This is a genomic window from Deefgea rivuli DSM 18356 (genome assembly GCF_000620145.1).
GTDB classification, from domain to species: domain Bacteria; phylum Pseudomonadota; class Gammaproteobacteria; order Burkholderiales; family Chitinibacteraceae; genus Deefgea; species Deefgea rivuli.
In genome coordinates this window covers 31,088-49,700 of the sequence record NZ_KK211084.1, presented here as the reverse complement: position 1 = coordinate 49,700, position 18,613 = coordinate 31,088, and the positions used below count along the sequence as shown (strand labels likewise).

Below are 18,613 nucleotides of genomic sequence, written 5' to 3'. Positions count from 1 at the left end.
ATTACTCTTTAAAGCTGTGCGTAACTGTCGCTTTTAAATCAAAGCCTTTGTAATGATGACCATCGAGTTTTTTCACTAAGGCGTCGCCCAATGCTTGTGGTGCATCAGCGGGATATTGAATCAGCGCGATGGTATTGATACCGAGTCCTTCGTTCAGCGTGATCTCAGTCGGTTGTGGCGCGCCGATTTGATTGACGAGTAATTCAGTGACATCTGCAATTTGAGTCGCAGGAGGGAAATTACCAATGATGATTTGCATGACAAAACTCCTAGTTAAAAAGGCCGTTCTATGTAATGGAATTGCACGGTTAATTTCAGATGTTATTGCGGTGCTGGTGGTACATTTTGCAAGCGCTGATTCAATTGCGTCGGGCTATTTTTAAAGTAATGTGCGTAATGACTGGCATTGGTTAGCACTTTTTTGACGTAGTCACGCGTTTCGCTAAATGGAATCGTTTCGATATAAATCGTTGGATCCAGTTCGCGATCTGCACGCCATTTTCTCGCATTACCTGGTCCTGCGTTATAGCCTGCGGTCGTCAGGATTGCGTTGCCATTAAAGCTATTGGCCCAGTACGCAAGGTAAAACGTGCCCATTTGGACATTGGTTTCCACATCGGTAATATCTTGCGGTTTGAAATCAGAGATTTTCATTTTCCCTGCCACCCACTTGGCGGTATCGGGCATTAATTGCATCAGCCCTGCGGCATTGGCGCTAGAGCGAATATCGCTGATAAAGCGGCTTTCTTGGCGAATCAGTCCATACACCCATGCAGGATCCAAATCTTGCGCGCGAGCTGCGGCTTCCGTTTCGGTTTGATACGGCAATGGATAGCGCAGCGTGAAGTCATGCGTGGTTTTCGTGCGCTCTGCACTGTAAATACTTCGGTCATACATTTTGTTTTTTCGTGCCAATTCGGATGCCGCCAAAAGCTGCGTATCACTTAAACCTTGCATCGCAAAATTCCATTCCCGATTGGCTTCTACACGCCAATTTTGCTGATTTAGGCGCAAGGCACGGTTAACACCGGGTAAGGCGGCGATTTGCTTGAGATCTTCGCTATTGAGCGTGTAGGGCGCGCGTGATTCTTGCAAAATCGTACCGATTTTTTCTTGTGCGAGTAGGCCGTAATAATCAAAACCATCGCTGAGTGCGAGATAAATCGCTTTGGCCTCAGCCGGTTTGTTTTGCGTTTCATAAGCGCGAGCCAGCCAGTAGCGGTAAGTGCGTTTTTCTTGGCTGTCTTTCGGTAGCGCGTTAATGCGTTGCTCTACGGCAGTCCAGTCGTTCGCGCGCAAGGCAGAGCGCAGGAACCAAGCTTGATCTTCCTCTTCCAGATTACTCATATCGGCATTATTGAGCCACAGCGAAGCGCTTGGATGATGGCGACGTGCAGCGGTCAAGCCCAGCTGTTGCCAAGCAAAGCGTTGATCGGCGGCGGAAAACTGCTCGGCCATTTCTTCAATCAGGCGCGCTGCTTGTTCGGGATTTTTCCGGCCGATCAGTTCCAAAGCATAAAGTTGCAATTCACGATTGGCGCGGCCGCTGCCGAGTCTAGCGAGTTGTTTTTCGGGCGCGCTATTGATTGCCGCGAAATTTTTAGCTGAAAACTCAGCCGGAGCGCCAACGCGTGAACTCAGTTGACGCGCAAAATCAGCGCGATTGGCAGCGAGTGCTTGGCGAATTCGCCACCATGCGTCGTCCGTTGTGAGGCTGCCATTCTCAAACAGCGCATCAAATACTGGGTTACATGACGAAGGCGCTGGCTTGCCAGTAAACCACAGTGATTTATTGCCACTGAGCGTACTGCTGTCGTTGCGCGCGAGTGCGGCTTGGGTTTTAAAGCATTGCAATTCAACAGAGGGCGAATCGAGTTTACTGAATTCGCGCTCGAACGAGGTCCAGTTTTGGCGACTTGCTAGCTCTTTGAGCCAATCTTCGCGAAATCGATTGGCTAGTGGCGTATTGGGATAGCGGTTAAGAAACCAGTTGGCGTCTTCTTCGCTGATTTGTTTGAGTTGCAAATTAAGCCAGTAATAGCGCGGATACATTTCCAGCGGCTCGCCCACGCTAGCATCGCTCATTTGCGCGATACGCGGCAAATCGCGCGCGCGAACTGCTTCGCGCAGCAGGTCTAAATCGATACTGGCAAAAGCGCTGGCAGAAAGCAGCAAATTACTACTGAGGAAAACAAGAGACAAAAGCGAGCGCATTAGATTTAACCTAAACCGTGATAAGTATTTGTGCAAAAGTTTTATGGCAAGGCGTAAAAGCCGCAGGCAGTACATCGCAGTACGACGCGGGAAACTACAACGCAAGACTGGGTGGCATTAGGCCAAAACTTTTGATTGCCGATTTATAAGTGGCGGTGAATTCACACCAATAGAAGCACAAGCATAACAAGAACCTCTGCCTTTGCGGTGTTGTAAAAAACATATTTCTGATTAAAAACGTAAGTTGCGTACATTTTCACGTTTTTATGGTGGATTGGTGGCGAATCGGACGACTCAATTGAAGGCCGCGCCACGATGCCAGCAAAAACAGGTAGAATTATCGGGTTCAAGAACTGTGCCGTGTGCCAAAAAACCTATGCTGACTTTTCAGGAAATTCTTCTTAAGCTCCAAACCTACTGGGCTGGACATGGCTGTGCCTTGTTGCAGCCGTACGACATCGAAGTAGGTGCGGGTACTTTTCATACGGGCACGTTTTTGCGCTCTTTAGGCCCAGAGCCTTGGAATGCCGCCTACGTGCAACCTTGCCGCCGCCCCAAAGATGGCCGCTACGGTGAAAATCCAAATCGTTGCCAGCATTATTATCAATACCAAGTCGTGCTCAAACCGTCGCCCGATAATATCCAAGAGTTGTACTTAGGGTCACTGCAAGAGCTGGGGATTGATACGTCGGTGCATGATGTTCGCTTTGTGGAAGACGACTGGGAAAGCCCAACCTTGGGCGCTTGGGGTTTGGGCTGGGAAGTCTGGCTCAATGGTATGGAAGTGACGCAATTCACGTACTTCCAGCAAGTCGGTGGTATCGATTGCAAGCCGGTATTGGGTGAGATCACTTATGGTGTCGAGCGTCTAGCGATGTACCTCCAGGGGGTAGATAGCATTTACGACATCGTTTGGACTGAATATCCAAATGGCCAAAAAGTCACTTATGGCGATATTTATCACCAAAACGAAGTCGAGCAATCGATTTACAACTTCGAGCAATCGAACGTATCGTTTTTGTTTGAGCAATTTAATAACTTCGAATCCGAAGCCAAACGCTTGATTGAAGCGGGTCTGGCGCTGCCAGGATTTGAGATGGTGATGAAATGCTCACACATGTTCAATTTGCTCGATGCACGCGGTGCGATTTCAGTCACTGAGCGTGCCGCCTACATTGGCCGCGTCCGCACATTGGCGCGTTTGGTCGCTCAGGCGTATTACGATAGTCGTGAAGCATTGGGTTTCCCAATGTGCCAACTGCCCGCATAGGAGCTAGGGTTTTCATGCTGAATCGAATCGGTTTTTTGGTGCTGGCAACGCTTTTTCTGAGCGGCTGCGGCAAAAAAATGGACGATGGCATGAAAGGCCCTGCGCCGATTCCGTTTAAAAATACCGATTGGCGGCATTACGGCACGATGCCCGAGTTTGAAACTTGGGTGGATGCCAATTCGGTCAAGCATGAAGCGGAATACGCCGAGTCGAATTACACCTTTGTGTGGATGGTGCAGCGCTTTAAAGAAGACCAAATCGATGCCGATTCCAAAGGCAAATACCGCTTGAAATACGTGCGCTCGGCCATTCATTGTGATTCCGCCCGAATGGCTGGGGTGGCGGTGTCCTTAAGCGATAGCGAAGATAATGAAATCGCGCGTTACGATGTGCCAGGTTTTCAATGGGAATTTACCGACGCTGCCAAAGACAGTTATGGCGCTGATTTTATGCGGCAAGTTTGCCAAATCATGGCAGAGAAAGACGCCGCTAATAAAGATAAATAAGGATGCGGTTCGAAATAAGCTTGTCTGAATACAGATCGCTGGCGTAGCTTGGGTTAGCTGGTTTGTTGGCCGTTTTGGGCTGACAAACTTGTGTAACTCAACATGCTTCGGCGGGAGAAAACGTTGGGTTACGCGATGAAGCTGCTAACCCAAGCTACGAATTGCGCCATTTCGCCAAGACAATTGAGCAGCTTCTTTGCACTTAAAGAGAAAAAGCATGAATCCAACACTATTGATTGAATTGTTTACCGAAGAGTTGCCACCGAAAGCATTGCCTAAATTAGGCGCGGTGTTTGCTGAATCGATTTTTGCGGAATTGGTGAAGCTCGGTTTTGTGCCTGAAGGCACTGAGTTTGTACCCTTTGCCAGCCCACGCCGTTTGGCGGTGAGTATTCCCAATGTCGCTGCGGTGCAGCCTGAGCAAAATATTGAAAAACGCGGCCCAGCGGTCGCTTCGGGTTTTAAAGATGGTAATCCAACGCCAGCCTTGCTCGGTTTTGCCCGCTCTTGTGGCCTTGCGCCTGAAGCTGTCGCTAGCTTAGAGACGGTGAACGATGGCAAACAAGATGTGTTTGTGTTCCGTTCAAGTAAGGCGGGTGAAGCGATGAGCGCGGTATTGAGCACTGTCGTTGCCGCTGCTCTGAAAAAACTGCCTGCGCCAAAAATGATGCGTTGGGGCGAGCGTGAAGGGCAATTTATTCGCCCTGTGCATGGCTTGGTGATGCTGCACGGCGATGATGTGATTGCTGGGCAAGTGTTGCATTTGACTGCGGGCCGCACCACGCAAGGCCATCGTTTCCTATCGAGCGGTGAGCTGGTGCTGAATAACGCGTCTGAGTTCGCGCGAGTGCTGCACGATGAAGGCCGCGTGATTGCCAGCTTTGCAGCGCGCCGCGCCTTGATTGGCGAAAAATTGAAAGAAGCCGCCGCCACAATTAACGCGACGATTGCTGCGGACGATGCCTTGTTTGACGAAGTGACCGCCTTGGTTGAATGGCCGGTGATTTTGCAAGCGACATTCGAAGCCGAATTCTTGAATGTGCCGCAAGAGTGCTTGATTTTGACGATGCAACAAAATCAAAAATACTTCCCGCTGCTCGATGCCAACGGCAAGTTAATGAATCAATTCTTGCTGGTGTCGAATCTGCAAGCTGCGGACCCTAGCCACATCATCAACGGCAACGAGCGCGTATTGCGTGCGCGTCTGTCGGATGCGAAATTCTTCTTCGAGCAAGATAAAAAACAAAAATTGGAAGCGCGTGTACCGCGTTTGGCTGATGTGGTTTACCACAATAAAATCGGTAATCAGCTCGCTCGCGTTGAGCGTCTGCAAAGCATTGCAGGCCAGATTGCGGGTTTGTTGGGCGCAGATGTAGCAAAAGCGCAGCGCGCTGCTTACTTGGCAAAAGCCGATTTGCTCAGCGATATGGTCGGTGAATTCCCTGAGTTGCAAGGGATTATGGGTCAGTATTACGCTGAGCACGATAACGAAGGCGCTGATGTGGCGTATGCGATTGCAGCCCATTACAAGCCTAAGTTTGCAGGCGATACCCTGCCAGAAGGCGCAATTGCGCAAGCGGTCTCTTTGGCTGACAAACTCGAAACGCTGGTAGGAATTTACGGCATTGGTTTGATCCCAACGGGCGATAAAGATCCATTTGCACTGCGCCGTGCGGCGCTGGGTGTATTACGCGTACTGTTGGTGCAGCCACTGGATCTGAAAGGCTTACTCAATGCCGCAGCGAACAGCTTCCCCGCTGGCCTGATTAAAGATGGCACGGTCGATGGCTTGTATGGCTTTATGCTCGAACGCCTGAAAAACTTGCTCGCTGCTGATCATCCAGCGGCTGACATCGATGCGGTATTGGCGATGCAGCCAACGCGTTTGGACGATATTACGGTGCGTTTGGCGGCGGTCGCTGAATTTAAAGCCTTGCCAGAAAGCGCAGCACTGGCGGCAGCGAATAAGCGGATTCGCAATATTCTGAAGAAAGTCGAAGGTGCATTGCCTGCGCTCAATCCGGCGTTGGTTGGCGATGGCGCAGAACAAGCGTTGTATGCACAATTACTCGCTTTACAGCCTGCGGTCGAAAGCGCATTGGCGAGCAATGACTTTACATCCGCCTTGAAACAACTCGCGGCACTCAAAGCACCAGTCGATGCGTTCTTTGATGGCGTTATGGTAATGGCCGACGATTTGGCAGTGCGTGGTAATCGTTTGGCGTTGCTCGCCAGCTTGGCCGATTTGATGAACCGCGTCGCGGAATTGTCGCTGCTCGCGGATTAGTTTGAGCTTCGGGCGTAGGGTGGGCTTTAGCCCACCAGTGTCGCCTATTTTTAGACTGACGCGGTGGGCTAAAGCCCACCCTACATGGACGATGCAATGAAACTGCTGATTTTAGATCGTGATGGCGTTATCAATGAAGATCGTCCTGATTTCATTAAATCGCCCGAAGAATGGCTGCCGATTGCGGGGAGTTTGAACGCAATTGGTGAGCTGACTCGCGCGGGCTGGACTTTAGTCGTCGCGACCAATCAAAGCTGCATTGGCCGGGGCATTATTGATGTGGCGATGCTGAACCGCATTCACGCCAAAATGCACAAAGCGATTCACCACGTGGGCGGGCATATTGATGCGGTATTTTTTTGCCCGCATGCACCCGATATGGGCTGTGCTTGCCGTAAACCCGCACCGGGTTTGGTGCTGGATATTGCTAAGCGCTTTCGTGTTGAGCCCAAAGATTGCTATATGGTCGGCGATTCATTGCGCGATTTAGCTGCGGTGAATTCTGCCGGTGGTCGCGCTTTGCTGGTGCGCACGGGCAATGGCGCGAAAGCGGAATTGAGTGCTGATCTTCCCGCTGGGACTCCCGTATTTGATGATTTGGCCGCTGTTGCGGATTATTTATTGTATGGAATACGTGAAGAGTGACGTGTGAGGGATGAATCTTTTCCCCTTCATGCCTTATTTCTAACGCCTCACAGGTTCTCAAATGATTTGGTTTCGCTCGATTTTGTATTGGCTGCTCGTGGTTTTGATTACGCCGTTGTTCACTTTAATCGCGATTGCGATCTTGCCTTTGCCACCCATTACGCGAAATCGAATTATCCGGCTGTGGTCGGTGATTTTATTGAAATGGCTGCACATTACCTGCGGCCTGAAATTTAAAGTTGAAGGCGCGGAAAATATCCCCGCTGAGCCCATGATGATTATGTGCAAACATCAATCAGCGTGGGAAACGATGGCGCTGCAATTGATTTTCCCACCGCAAGTGTGGGTCATGAAACGCGAGTTGCTTAAAATGCCGTTTTTTGGCTGGGCGCTAGCGACCACATCACCGATTGCGATTGATCGCGGCCAACGTGCACAGGCGCAGCGGCAATTGATGGAGCAGGGTAAAGACCGGCTTGCTAAAGGTTTGTGGATTGTCATTTTCCCCGAAGGCACACGGATTAAACCGGGCGAACGCGGCCAGTACAAGCAAGGCGGCGCGCGTTTGGCCAAAGATTTGAATGTGCCGATTGTGCCGGTGGCGATGAATTCGGGCGAGTTTTGGCCGAAAAATTCCTTCTTAAAATGGCCCGGTGAAATCACCGTTCGCATCGGCGCACCGATTCGCCCCGAAGATAAAAACTCCCTCGCTTTAATGCAAGAAGTAGAAGGCTGGATCGAAGGGCAAATGGAAGAAATCACTGGCCGCGGGCCGTGCTATAAGAAGGCTTAGGGTGCCAGAGCTGCGCGATTGCACCGTTCTATACGTCAAAGTAAATAGCGCTGCAATTCCTTAGCTCTAATACACTACGGCAGTATATCTATGCAGGCATTGTTTAAATTCGCTTCTGGCGATATACCCTATACGCTTCAGCGCAGCCCGCGTCGGCGTAGCATTGGTTTAAAAATCGATGCTGCAGGGCTGACGATTATTTTGCCGCAACGCGCGCCGCTGGCTGAAGCTGAGCGCGTGATTCAACTCAAATTGGCGTGGATACGCGCCAAACTCCTTGAACGTGAAACCCGTCCTACACCAATTGAATCGCCCATTCTGCAATGGGGCGCAAGCGCCTTGTGGCTGGGCGAGCCGCGTCTGTTGCAAGCGGCGTTACGAGTCAAACTCACCGAAGACACGCTTTACCTTTGCGCTGCCAACGAGCAAAAAATCGCCCCTGCGCTGATTCGTTTTTACCAACGTTCAGCCAAACCCTATTTTGCTGAGCGGCTCGCGCTGTGGGCTGAACGCATGGCTTTGCAGCCACGGCAGTTGATTTTGTCATCGGCCAAAACGCGTTGGGGCAGTTGCACGTCAAACGGCGACATTCGACTCAGTTGGCGGCTGATGCAAGCGCCTGCCAGTGTGATTGACTATGTGGTGATTCATGAGTTGGCGCATTTGCTCGAAATGAACCATTCCGCGCGATTCTGGGCGATTGTTGAGCGCGCCTGCCCAGACTGGAAAACCGAGCGTGCTTGGCTGAAACAGCACGGCCATACTTTGTTGGCGTGGGAATGAATAAGTAGATAAGCAAAAGTCTTCTAGCATCGTTGGCTCGCCTTGTCGTACGTGTGTACTGCCTGCGGCTTGCCCGCCGTGTTATAAAATTTTTGCACGATTACTTTTTATTCGCTGACGCGATGGATTTCAACTTCATGCTGCTGATGATCGGGCGCGGTGCTGCTGCTTGGCGCTGCTGGGCTTGGTGAAGCCGTCGGGCTCGACATCGCATCCACCGCCATTTCACCTACCGCATAAGTTCCTGTCGCCATCGCTTTGGTCGCATCGTAAGTCAACCCGACGGCGGTTGTGGTGACACTCACCGCGGCCGAGCCAACGACTGCTGCGGTGGTGACAACGGCACAGCCGTTTAAAAGTAGTGCGCCGCCGCAATAGAGGAGAGTGGTATATTTCATGGTTCGTCGTTTATTTCTGTGTGCTGGAGCCCGATTGTCTGTGAAAGCCACGCTGGCGTCGAGCGATAGGTCAATTTACTAGGTCGCTTCATGAAGAGAATTTTGATTAGCAAGCTCACATCGTTAGGGGACATTTTATTTGTATTGCCTATGATTAGTGATATTCGCCGCCAATATCCAAAGTTGCAAATTGACTGGTTGGTTGATAGCAGTTTTGCCGAATTGCCTGCGCTGCATCCAGCGATTGATCGCGTGATTGCAATTCCATTGCGCGGGTTTAAAAAACAATCTCGTCGTACTTTGTTGCGCGGTGTTTTAAATGCGATCAAAACGCTGCGACTTGCAAAATATGATCTCGTCCTCGATTGCCATGGCATGATTAAAAGCGCCTTACTGAGCAAAATAGCGCGGGCGGATCGGATTATTGGCCCGCCGACTTATCGTTTGGGTGAGTTGGAGGCGCGCTTCGCCTACACAAGCCAAGTGTCGCCCGATCCAAAGCTGCCCGCTATTGAGTGGTATCGAGAATACGCGGCTCAGGCGCTTAATTATCGTCCTAGCGGCACGCCAGAATTTAATTTGCAGGTGTCACTGCCCGCCTTGAATTTGCAGAAAGGGCGCTATGTGATGGCGTTTTTTGCGACTTCTGGCGAGGGGAAATACTGGCCGATGGCGCATTGGTTGAGCTTGCTGCAGGCTTTGGAGCAACACGGTTTGGCGGCCATCTTGCCTTGGGGGAATGCCGCTGAACAAGCTTTTGCTGAGCATTTGGCGGCACAATTAAAGCAAGCGGTGGTAGCTCCCAAATTGACGATTGCCCAGGTTGCCAGCCTGATTTCAGGTGCCGAATGGAGTATCGGGGTGGATACCGGTATGACGCATTTGGCGGAAAGCCTTGAGCGGGCTACCGTGGCGCTGTATACCGTTACCGATTCGACAACTTACCATCCGTATTGGAAGCAAAACGCCCATTCCTTGGGTGGCAATGGCGTGATTCCTGAGCCAGTACAAGTACTTGCCGCGATGGGATTGTAGGGGTATTTGTGTGTAGATTTTATTTGATAGGCTCTATAGCAAGATACCCCTATGTAAGCCAGTGATGTACCCGCTAGATTCTTAGCGCCCCATACCACCAACCTGTTGCGCAAGATACGTCGCATAATTGTCGGTCATGCCACCGATGAAATCGAGTACGCGGCGGTAGGTATCATACAGCGGCCATTCTTTTTTCGGCGCGTTGTAGTCCATTAAATCCAGCACACGGCGCATTCTGAATGGCATTTCAGCACTAACGTGTTGCTCATAGGCCGCTTTACAAAACGCATTCAACAAAATCTCTAAGCAAGTGAACGAGCCAACTTCAATTTCGATTTTTCGGCGTTCGTTAAAAATCTTATCGCGCGCGAGTTGCTTGGCTTCTTGCAGGCCGAGCCGCATGCCGGATGGGCAATCGTTGAGCAAATCGCCTTGATACGTGCCTTCCATAATGCGCTCGTAATGCGTCATAAAAGTTTCGGCGACATCGCGGATGCAGCGATCAATCGCTTTACCGCGTAGTAGTGAAATTTTGCGCCGCGTTGATGGCGCTGCGGCGACTTCGAGTTGCAAGAGGCTGGTTTCGCCGCCACAAATTTTCAGTAATAGCGGCTCGACCGTTTCAAACGGCAGCGTGCCGATTTCAATGCCGTCTTCTAAATCCAAAATCGCGTAGCAAATATCATCCGAAGCTTCCATCAAGTAGGACAGCGGATGCCGCGCCCATTTGTTTTCGCCGATGAGTGGCAGCCCCAGCTCATTGGCGACGGTTTCGAGGATGTTGAGCTCAGATTCGTAGCAACTAAATTTCCCTTTGCTACCTGCGTATTCGCTGCTCCACGGGTACTTCAGTGTTGTGCCTAGCGTGGCATAGGTGAGGCGTAGGCCGCCTTCGAAGCGATGATTTTCGAGTTGCGTAATGATGCGAAAACCTTGCGCGTTACCTTCATAGGTCATTAAGTCGCGTCGTTCGGCCGCAGTGAGCGTTTGCATTAAATAGGCTTGTTCGGGGCGGCGAAACCAATCGCGAATTGCATATTCACCAGCGTGGCCAAAGGGCGGATTGCCAATGTCGTGTGCGAGGCACGCCGCTTGCACAATGCCGCCTAAATCGTAGGCGCTGACGTGGCTGGGTAGGCGGCCTTTGAGTTGCTCGCCAATTAAGACGCCCAAGCTGCGACCTACGCAGGCGACTTCGATGCTGTGCGTAAGGCGCGTGTGGACGTGATCGTTCTCGGTCATCGGGTGAACTTGTGTTTTGCGCCCCATGCGGCGAAACGGCGAGCAAAACACAATGCGGTCGTGATCTTTATGGTAGTTGCTGCGACCGGCTTCGATATCGGGCAGTAGGCGATCGGCGACGCCGAGACGGTTGGCTGATAGGAGGTCTTGCCAATTCATTAAGCGGATTCCGATTGTTGGTAGAACGTTTTAAACGCGTCAAACGTCAGAGGGCGGCTGTAAAAAAAGCCTTGAATGGTGTCGCAATGATGTTGTTGCAGAAATTCAACGCCGGCAATGTCTTCCACGCCTTCGGCGGTCACACTGAGGTCGAGCCGGTGCGCTAGCTCAATAATACTTTGCACAATGGCGGCGTCTTTGCTGGAATCTTCAATGGTTTTGATAAAACTCCGGTCGATTTTGAGTTCATCAATGGGCAGGCGTTTAAGGTAAGACAAGGACGAATAACCGGTGCCAAAGTCGTCGAGCGCCAACAGGCAGCCCATTGCTTTAAGCTGGTAAAGTTGTTTTAGCGCGGCCTCGAGGTCTTCAATGAGCGCCGATTCGGTGATCTCTAGTATTAGGGTATTGGCTGGTATACGCCATAAATCAAGGGCGTTGGCGATATACTCCGCTAAGCTGGTGTCGGATAGATTACTAGGGCACAGGTTTAAGCTCATATTGCCGCTAAATCCTGCATCTCTTAGCTGGGCAAATTGCCGCAGCCCAGATTGAATCACCCAGCGTGTGAGCGTATCCATCAGGCCAAGGTGTTCAGCCACGCTGACGATTTGATCGGGTGGCACGCTGCCCAGCAGTTCATCATCCCAGCGCAATAAAATCTCAGCACCAGTGACCTTTTGCGTGCTGCAACTCACTTTGGGCTGGAAGGCGAGGTGGAAGCGGTTTTGTGCCAATGCTTCGCGCAGCGGCGTTTCTAAGCGCGCCATTTGTGTGCCTAGCCAGTCTCTTTCGCTGTCGTAGATGCCAATATTTTCCTGACCGAATTCCCTTGCTGCAATACTGGCAGCATTGAGTAAATCGGGCATGTTTTCACCATGCTCGGGATAAATCGCAATGCCAATGTGCGGGTGCAAACGCACTGGCGCATCAGGCGTATCGCCTAGCAAAACCTGAGCGCGATTCGCGGCCAATATGGCGTGGCTGATCCCCGCAATATTAGGCAGTAGTAAACCCAAGGTTTGATTATCAATCTGAAACAGTTGATCGCGTTCGCGCAGCATCGGCTGCAACGTTTGCGCCATTAATTTGAGCGCCGATGTCCGCTGTGGCATGTGTGGACGGTGGCGTAATTCAAGGTGTAAAAGGCCGCAATGCCGTTCCTGCTGCGTGGCGGCAAGTGCAATATCGAAAAGTCGCGCTTGCTGAGTTTCAATTTCGGCGAGGTCGCTAGCTTGGCTGAATCTCGGCATGGTTTACTCCCAAATAAGTACTCGTGCAAAAATTTTCCAGCGAGGCGTAGCGCCCGCAGATACTATATTTATTACGGCAAGCAGCTACAACGATGCTGGAGAACTTTTGCTTTACTAGGGTCTGTTGACGTTTGGTTTACGATCGCGCTGGAGCGATTTTCGCGGCAGATCAAGGCAATTCGTGCGAAGCATAGCCAGCTATTCGAGCACGGATTAACGCAGAGATTCCGCGAAAAGCGCCCAGCCCTTCGGGTTTGGCTGCTTTTGGCCTGACACTGCGTTACAAAACGCTGGAATAGAATGACCATGCTTCGCGTTTTGTGCCTTGTTTCAGGCCAAAATAAGCACAAACGCGATTCGCAAACCGAACGTCAACAGACCCTAAGTTACTCCAAAAAAAACTCTCGCGGATCGATATTATGTGAGCCCCGTGGCAGTTCACAGCGGATACTGATTGGCAATCCACTGGGTAGGCTAGGGTTACTAATTAAATCCAGTGTGTGCGGCCGAGCATAGGGGTGTTTGTCGGGGCCGAGGATAATCAGTAATTTGGGCTTGAGGCGACGTACGCGATTTTGCCCAATCACAATACCGACTTCGCCGGTCGACAGTTCGACCAATGTGCCGACATGAAAAATCCCCACGCATTGCGAAAATTGTTCAATTAAAGCCGGATGAAAGTAGCGCTCACTCCATTTGTACATCAGTTGCAGCGCTTCGTGCGCCGATTTGGCGTTGGAATAACTGCGATCACTGGTCAGCGCGGTAAAGCAATCCACAATCCCCGCCATACTGCCAAAAATGCCGATGCGCTCGGCTTTCAAGCCCAGTGGATAACCGCTGCCGTCGTAGCGTTCGTGATGGCGCGCGACCATATCAAACACATCAATTGGAATACCATCCATTTGCCCTAAAATATCGAGGCTATGATTGACATGCGTTTTCATCAGCATGAATTCACCCGGCGTATAGCGCCCAGTGCGCGTCAGTAGTTCAGGTGGTAATTTCATTTTTCCGACATCGAGCATCAAGCCCGCCATGCCGAGTTTTTGTAGCTCTTCACGTGGGTAGCCCAGATGTCGACCAAAGGCCAGCATATACACGGCTGAATCAATCGAATGCGCGTAGGTGTATTGATCGCGATCTTTGAGCTGGGTGAGCCAGAGCAGTGCATTCGGATTGCGAATAATTGAGCTAACCAGATCAGAAACGACCTCGTTGACTTCTTCGACTTTGGGCTGCAAATCTTGCCGCACCGATTCCATGAGGCTCAGTACAAAGCGTTGCGCGCCTTGGTGCGAGCTAGTGGCAGCTTTGATTTCTTGTTCTACGGCCGCAGTGTCGTCGTAGAGAATGATTTTGGCTTCATGCTTACGTGTAATGCCACTGGGGCTGCTGCTATTGGGTTGCTGCCGCCATGCAGAAAAAAGACGGCGTAATTCACGCAAAATATTCAGGCGTTCGTTTTTTTGTTCGGCGCTAAGTGATTGTTCAATTTGTGGATTACGCCTGAGTTTGGCGTTGTGCTGTGCTTTTTTCGTTTCCGCCAGCAACGCAGTCCACTGCGCGATGCCGCCATTTGAGCGCGCTAAGTCGAGGGTGACGTATTCGCAATGCTCAAGCAGTAGCTCGATTTGTTGCTGGGTTTCGAGCAAAAAACCTTGCATCAGAAAGGGCGTATCAAGCCAAGGCCGATCGAGTTCACAGACGAACTGGCCGAGTTGCAACTTGAGAACGTGTATGCGGATTTCCACTGGCGCGCTAAAACCTAAGAGTGTTTGGATGCGTGTTTAGGTATGGATTATATGCTGTCTTTAATGAAATCTTCTTTGATTCAGCTGAAACGATGTACTTTTACTGAAATCAGGCTGTTTTTATTTGAAAGTTGTAATGCAAGAATGACTGAAATCAGCGCGTATTCGAGTGATTGAACCCCTTAGGCGACATTATCTTGTTAAAATATCGGCAAAATTAGATCGAGGATGATTCATGGCATTGCTGGAAATTCGTGATGTAGTAAAGCGTTTTGGCGATTTTACTGCGGTGAATCACGTCAGTTTGTCGGTTGAAGCAGGGGAGTTTTTTACCTTACTAGGGCCATCGGGCTGCGGTAAAACAACTTTATTGCGAATGTTGGCAGGCTTTGAACAACCGGATTCCGGAGAAATTGTACTGGATGGCGTCAATGTGGCTGCTGTGCCACCAGAAAAACGCCCAGTACATACGGTGTTTCAAAATTACGCATTATTTCCGCATATGACCGTTGCGCAGAATATCGCTTTTCCGCTCAAAATGGCCAAGGTGCCACCGGAAGAGCTCAAACAACGTGTTGCAGAAGTACTGGAAGACGTGCAATTGACGCCTTTTGCGCAGCGCTATCCACATGAAATGTCGGGTGGACAACGCCAGCGCGTCGCGATTGCCCGCGCTTTGGTGAATCGTCCACGTCTTTTGCTGCTGGATGAGCCGCTATCCGCGCTCGATGCCAAATTGCGCGAAGAAATGCAAATTGAGCTGATTCAGTTGCAAAAAGAAGTGGGTATTACCTTTGTGTATGTGACGCACGATCAAGGCGAGGCGCTGGCTTTGTCACATCGTATTGCCGTGATGAACAAAGGCGAAGTGGCGCAACTGGATGTACCTGAAGTGATTTACAGCCACCCGAAAAACCGCTTTGTGGCGGACTTTATCGGTCAGTGTAATTTGCTCGATGGCACGATTGTGTCGATTGGTGCGGATCGAATGCAGCTGGAAATTCCGGGCGTTGGGATGGCCGAAACTTTGCTCGTCGCAGGCGCACAAGTCGGGCAAAAAGGCACGCTGACTTTGCGGCCAGAAAAAATCAAGCTCGCCGCGACATTGCCACAAGACGTTGTGGATGAAGTGCATTTCAGCGGCAAAGTACACGATTGCCTGTATTTGGGTGATGTGACGATTTATGTGATTGAACTAGAAAACGGTGTACTGGTTGAAACAATGTTGCCTAATTCTGCACCGGGCCGCGCGAAATTCTTTGATGATAATGATTTAGTTGAATTGGCGTGGCGTTTCGATGCTGGCCATTTTATTTTGGGTTAAGCAATGGCGACCAATAAATCTTTAAGCCGTTGGCTGCTATCCGGCCCGCCATTGCTGTACTTACTGGTATTTTTTGCGATTCCGACGCTGATTATGGCGGCGGCGGCGTTTCGTTTTCCGGGGGATTATGGCGGCCTGTTACCGCTCATTGACATCAATCCCGCAACTGGAAAAACCGAGCTGCTGATTAATGCGCAAAATTGGCGAGATTTTCTAACCTTTGAGAATTTTGGCCGATTTTTTGAAGATACGATTTATCTTGAGCTATTTATCAAATCATTTTGGTACGCAGGGATTACGACATTTGCGTGTCTCGTGATGGCGTATCCCTTGGCTTGGTTGATTGCACGTAGCCCCAAAAAATACCGCGATGTATTGATCTTGCTGGTGATTTTGCCGTTCTGGAGTAATTTTCTGATCCGTGTCTATGCGTGGATGATTATCCTTGGGCCGCAAGGTTATTTTGCGATGACGATCAATCAAGTGTTGTCATGGGTGGGCATTGGCCCAGTGCAATTAATGTACAGCCATTTTGCGGTGATTGTCGTGCTGGTGTATGTGCATCTGCCATTTATGGTGTTGCCGCTGTATGCCAATTTAGAAAAACACGATATGGCTTTGCTGGATGCGGCGCAAGACCTAGGGGCATCGGGCTGGCAGCGTTTCTGGAAGATCACTTGGCCGCTATCCCTACCTGGGGTATGGGCGGGGGCGGCCTTGGTGTTTATTCCTACGCTAGGTATGTTTGCAGTGCCTGATTTATTAGGCGGAACCGACGGCATGATGATTGGTAATTTAATTAAGCAGCAATTTTTGGATAGCCGCGATTGGCCGTTTGGCTCGGTATTATCGATTATGCTGACCTTAGCGGTGCTGATGATGGCGGGTTTGGCTATGTTGGTTGGGCGTGGAGGCAAGCGTAATGCACTCTAAGCAATCGAAGTGGCTCTGGGCCGCAGCACTATTTGTGTATGGATTTCTCTACGTTCCCTTGATTATCGTTGTCGCGTATTCGTTTAACGATTCTAAGCTCAATGCCGAATGGGTGGGTTTTACGTTTAAGTGGTACGAGCTATTGTTCCAGAATGAGCAAATGCTGGTCGCGGCGCGTAATTCACTGTTGATTGCCGTGGTATCGAGTTTTTTCGCGACGGTATTGGGCACGCTGGCGGGCTTGGCGATGCACAAGTACAAATTGCGTTTGCTGCCCGTGCTGGTGCTGACACCGATTGCGATCCCAGAGATTTTGATGGGCGTTGCACTGCTGATTTTCTTTGTGATGCTGAATATGACCTTGGGTTTGGTGTCGGTCGCTTTGGCGCATATTGCATTTTGTATTGGTTTTGTCGCGATTGTGGTGCGTTCGCGCCTGCAAGGAATGGATGAGTCTTTGGTTGAAGCGGCGCGTGATTTGGGCGCTAGCCCTGTGCAGGCGTTTCGTTTAGTGACGATGCCGCAGATTTCGCCAGGCATTATTGCCGGTGCATTGATGGCCTTTACCTTGTCGATTGATGACTTTGTGATTACCTTCTTTACCGCTGGTGCTGGTGCAACGACGTTGCCGCTGCAAATTTATTCGATGATTCGGATTGCCGTAACGCCAGAAGTAAATGCAATTTCAACGCTGTTGATGCTGTTGACGCTAGGCTTGATTTTGATCGCGAGTAAAGTGGCGCCGAGTGCAATTCGGGCGAGCTAAGTGTTGTAGTTAAAGTTTGCGCCTTCAGTGAATCTGGGCGCATCTGAGTTTTATGCCATAATTTATTGATTGAATTTTCCAAAAAACATCACCGATTTGGAGTTACTATGAAAAAACTATTGCTTGCATTGATGATGGCAGCGGGCGTTACCCAAGCTGAAGATGTATTACACGTTTACAACTGGAACAATTACATTGCGCCAGAAACCGTGAAGCGCTTTGAGCAAAGCTGCAAGTGTCGCGTGGTGCAAGACTATTACGGTGCAATGGAAGAAATGCTCGCTAAATTATCGGCGGGCGCAAAAGGTTATGACGTTGTTGTGCCAACCGGCTTTGCGATGCCGCCGCTGATTAAGCAAAACTTGGTACAGCCTTTGGATTTAGCTAAATTGCCGAATGCAAAAAATATCAATCCCGCTTTTATGAATAGCACTTTTGATCCGGGCAATAAATTCTCCTTGCCGTATTCATTTACGACGACCTTATTGGGTTACAACGAAACGAAATTGAAAGAATTGGGGATTAATCCTAATTCATGGGCTGTGATTTTTGACCCTGTGATTTTGGCTAAATTGAAAGGCAAAATTACCGTACTCGATGATAGCCGCGAAGTATTCGCTGCTGCGCTGATGTATAACGGTTTTTCGGCTAATTCGGTTAATCCAGATGAATTGAAAAAAGCGCAAGACACTATTATTAAAGCTAAACCATTCTGGGCTGCATTTAATGGCCAGAGTTATATCAAAGAATTGACTGTCGGTAATATCTGGGTTGCGCACGGTTATTCGAGCGATATGTTCCAAGCGGTGGCTGATGCCAAAGCGGCAAAGCGAACATTTAGTATTAATTTTGGTCTGCAAAAAGAAGGCAATACGCTCTCAGTCGACAATATGATGTTGCTTAAAAATGCGCCACGTCCTGATTTGGCGTATAAATTTATGAACTTCATGCTGGAAGGGAAAAATGCGGCTGATTTGACCAATATGATTGGTGCTGGCAATCCAAATTTAGCCGCCGTACCTTTTGTGAAGCCAGAAATTAAAGCTCTGCCATCGGTATTTCCTGATGCAGCAACAATGAAACGCTTGCAGCAATTAAATGCCTTAGAAGGCAAACAATTGCGTGAATTGAACAAATTGTGGACCAAGGTGAAAACGGCGAAATAAGGTTTGATTAGCCCAAAGCTTAGGCTTTGGGCTTGCTTACTCAATGAATCGTTACTCTTCTATCAGTTTTCTCGCCAGAAAAGCG

At 50.0% G+C, this 18,613-nt stretch carries 17 protein-coding genes; 11 read left to right on the top strand and 6 right to left on the bottom strand.

All coding sequences use genetic code 11. The features are described 5' to 3' along the window. Window position 1: 1 nt before the first annotated feature. On the bottom strand, window positions 2–259 hold the full coding sequence (locus Q320_RS0117175) for an RNA-binding protein (protein WP_027470023.1): 258 nt from the start codon (window positions 257–259) through the stop codon (window positions 2–4). Between the two features lie 62 nt (window positions 260–321). Beyond that, window positions 322–2,214 carry a lytic transglycosylase domain-containing protein gene (locus tag Q320_RS20415; RefSeq protein ID WP_051534855.1) on the bottom strand — a complete coding sequence of 631 codons (1,893 nt, stop codon included), beginning with the start codon at window positions 2,212–2,214 and terminating at the stop codon, window positions 322–324. A gap of 376 nt (window positions 2,215–2,590) precedes the next feature. On the opposite strand from Q320_RS20415, the gene glyQ reads away from it, so the two are divergent. The 6 genes from glyQ to Q320_RS20410 all read left to right on the top strand — a co-directional run bounded on the left by glyQ (window position 2,591) and on the right by Q320_RS20410 (window position 8,498). Beyond that, on the top strand, window positions 2,591–3,484 hold the full coding sequence (glyQ, locus tag Q320_RS0117165; RefSeq protein WP_027470022.1) for a glycine--tRNA ligase subunit alpha: 894 nt from the start codon (window positions 2,591–2,593) through the stop codon (window positions 3,482–3,484). Between the two features lie 14 nt (window positions 3,485–3,498). Then, a complete protein-coding gene (locus tag Q320_RS0117160) occupies window positions 3,499–3,990 on the top strand; it encodes a hypothetical protein (protein ID WP_027470021.1) in 492 nt (163 codons plus the stop codon). Window positions 3,991–4,207: 217 nt separating this feature from the next. Next, window positions 4,208–6,277, top strand: a complete 2,070-nt coding sequence (gene glyS, locus Q320_RS0117155) for a glycine--tRNA ligase subunit beta (protein ID WP_027470020.1) — start codon at window positions 4,208–4,210, stop codon at window positions 6,275–6,277. Window positions 6,278–6,373: 96 nt separating this feature from the next. Further along, window positions 6,374–6,922, top strand: a complete 549-nt coding sequence (gmhB, locus tag Q320_RS0117150; protein ID WP_027470019.1) for a D-glycero-beta-D-manno-heptose 1,7-bisphosphate 7-phosphatase — start codon at window positions 6,374–6,376, stop codon at window positions 6,920–6,922. A 61-nt stretch (window positions 6,923–6,983) separates the two neighbouring features. Next, complete coding sequence (locus Q320_RS0117145) at window positions 6,984–7,715, top strand: lysophospholipid acyltransferase family protein (protein ID WP_035854200.1); 732 nt, start codon at window positions 6,984–6,986, stop codon at window positions 7,713–7,715. Between the two features lie 90 nt (window positions 7,716–7,805). Then, window positions 7,806–8,498: a M48 family metallopeptidase gene (locus Q320_RS20410; RefSeq protein ID WP_035854197.1), complete on the top strand. Its 693-nt coding sequence runs from the start codon at window positions 7,806–7,808 to the stop codon at window positions 8,496–8,498. 107 nt (window positions 8,499–8,605) lie between these two features. Here Q320_RS20410 and Q320_RS0117135 read toward each other — a convergent pair whose 3' ends face one another. Then, window positions 8,606–8,896, bottom strand: coding sequence for a hypothetical protein (locus tag Q320_RS0117135; RefSeq protein WP_027470017.1), 291 nt, complete (start codon window positions 8,894–8,896; stop codon window positions 8,606–8,608). Window positions 8,897–8,986: 90 nt separating this feature from the next. Here Q320_RS0117135 and waaC point away from each other — a divergent pair, with 90 nt between their 5' ends. Then, window positions 8,987–9,931: a lipopolysaccharide heptosyltransferase I gene (gene waaC, locus Q320_RS0117130; RefSeq protein WP_027470016.1), complete on the top strand. Its 945-nt coding sequence runs from the start codon at window positions 8,987–8,989 to the stop codon at window positions 9,929–9,931. 81 nt (window positions 9,932–10,012) lie between these two features. On the opposite strand, the gene Q320_RS0117125 is transcribed toward waaC, so the two are convergent. From Q320_RS0117125 to Q320_RS0117115, 3 genes are all read right to left on the bottom strand, one after another. Next, complete coding sequence (locus tag Q320_RS0117125; protein ID WP_035854195.1) at window positions 10,013–11,332, bottom strand: deoxyguanosinetriphosphate triphosphohydrolase; 1,320 nt, start codon at window positions 11,330–11,332, stop codon at window positions 10,013–10,015. After that, window positions 11,332–12,585: a putative bifunctional diguanylate cyclase/phosphodiesterase gene (locus tag Q320_RS20405; protein WP_027470014.1), complete on the bottom strand. Its 1,254-nt coding sequence runs from the start codon at window positions 12,583–12,585 to the stop codon at window positions 11,332–11,334. The genes Q320_RS0117125 and Q320_RS20405 overlap by 1 nt, the downstream gene beginning before the upstream one ends. A gap of 386 nt (window positions 12,586–12,971) precedes the next feature. After that, window positions 12,972–14,339 (bottom strand): cyclic di-GMP phosphodiesterase, encoded by a 1,368-nt coding sequence (locus Q320_RS0117115; RefSeq protein WP_084282749.1) that lies wholly within the window; start codon window positions 14,337–14,339, stop codon window positions 12,972–12,974. 235 nt (window positions 14,340–14,574) lie between these two features. On the opposite strand from Q320_RS0117115, the gene Q320_RS0117110 reads away from it, so the two are divergent. The 4 genes from Q320_RS0117110 (at window position 14,575) to Q320_RS0117095 (ending at window position 18,528) form a co-directional block, all read left to right on the top strand. Continuing rightward, window positions 14,575–15,663, top strand: coding sequence for an ABC transporter ATP-binding protein (locus tag Q320_RS0117110; RefSeq protein ID WP_035854193.1), 1,089 nt, complete (start codon window positions 14,575–14,577; stop codon window positions 15,661–15,663). Window positions 15,664–15,666: 3 nt separating this feature from the next. Next, window positions 15,667–16,596, top strand: coding sequence for an ABC transporter permease (locus Q320_RS0117105; RefSeq protein WP_027470011.1), 930 nt, complete (start codon window positions 15,667–15,669; stop codon window positions 16,594–16,596). Then, window positions 16,586–17,362 carry an ABC transporter permease gene (locus Q320_RS0117100; protein ID WP_027470010.1) on the top strand — a complete coding sequence of 259 codons (777 nt, stop codon included), beginning with the start codon at window positions 16,586–16,588 and terminating at the stop codon, window positions 17,360–17,362. Before Q320_RS0117105 ends, Q320_RS0117100 begins: the two co-directional genes overlap by 11 nt. A gap of 107 nt (window positions 17,363–17,469) precedes the next feature. After that, window positions 17,470–18,528, top strand: coding sequence for an ABC transporter substrate-binding protein (locus tag Q320_RS0117095; protein ID WP_027470009.1), 1,059 nt, complete (start codon window positions 17,470–17,472; stop codon window positions 18,526–18,528). Window positions 18,529–18,613: the final 85 nt, after the last annotated feature.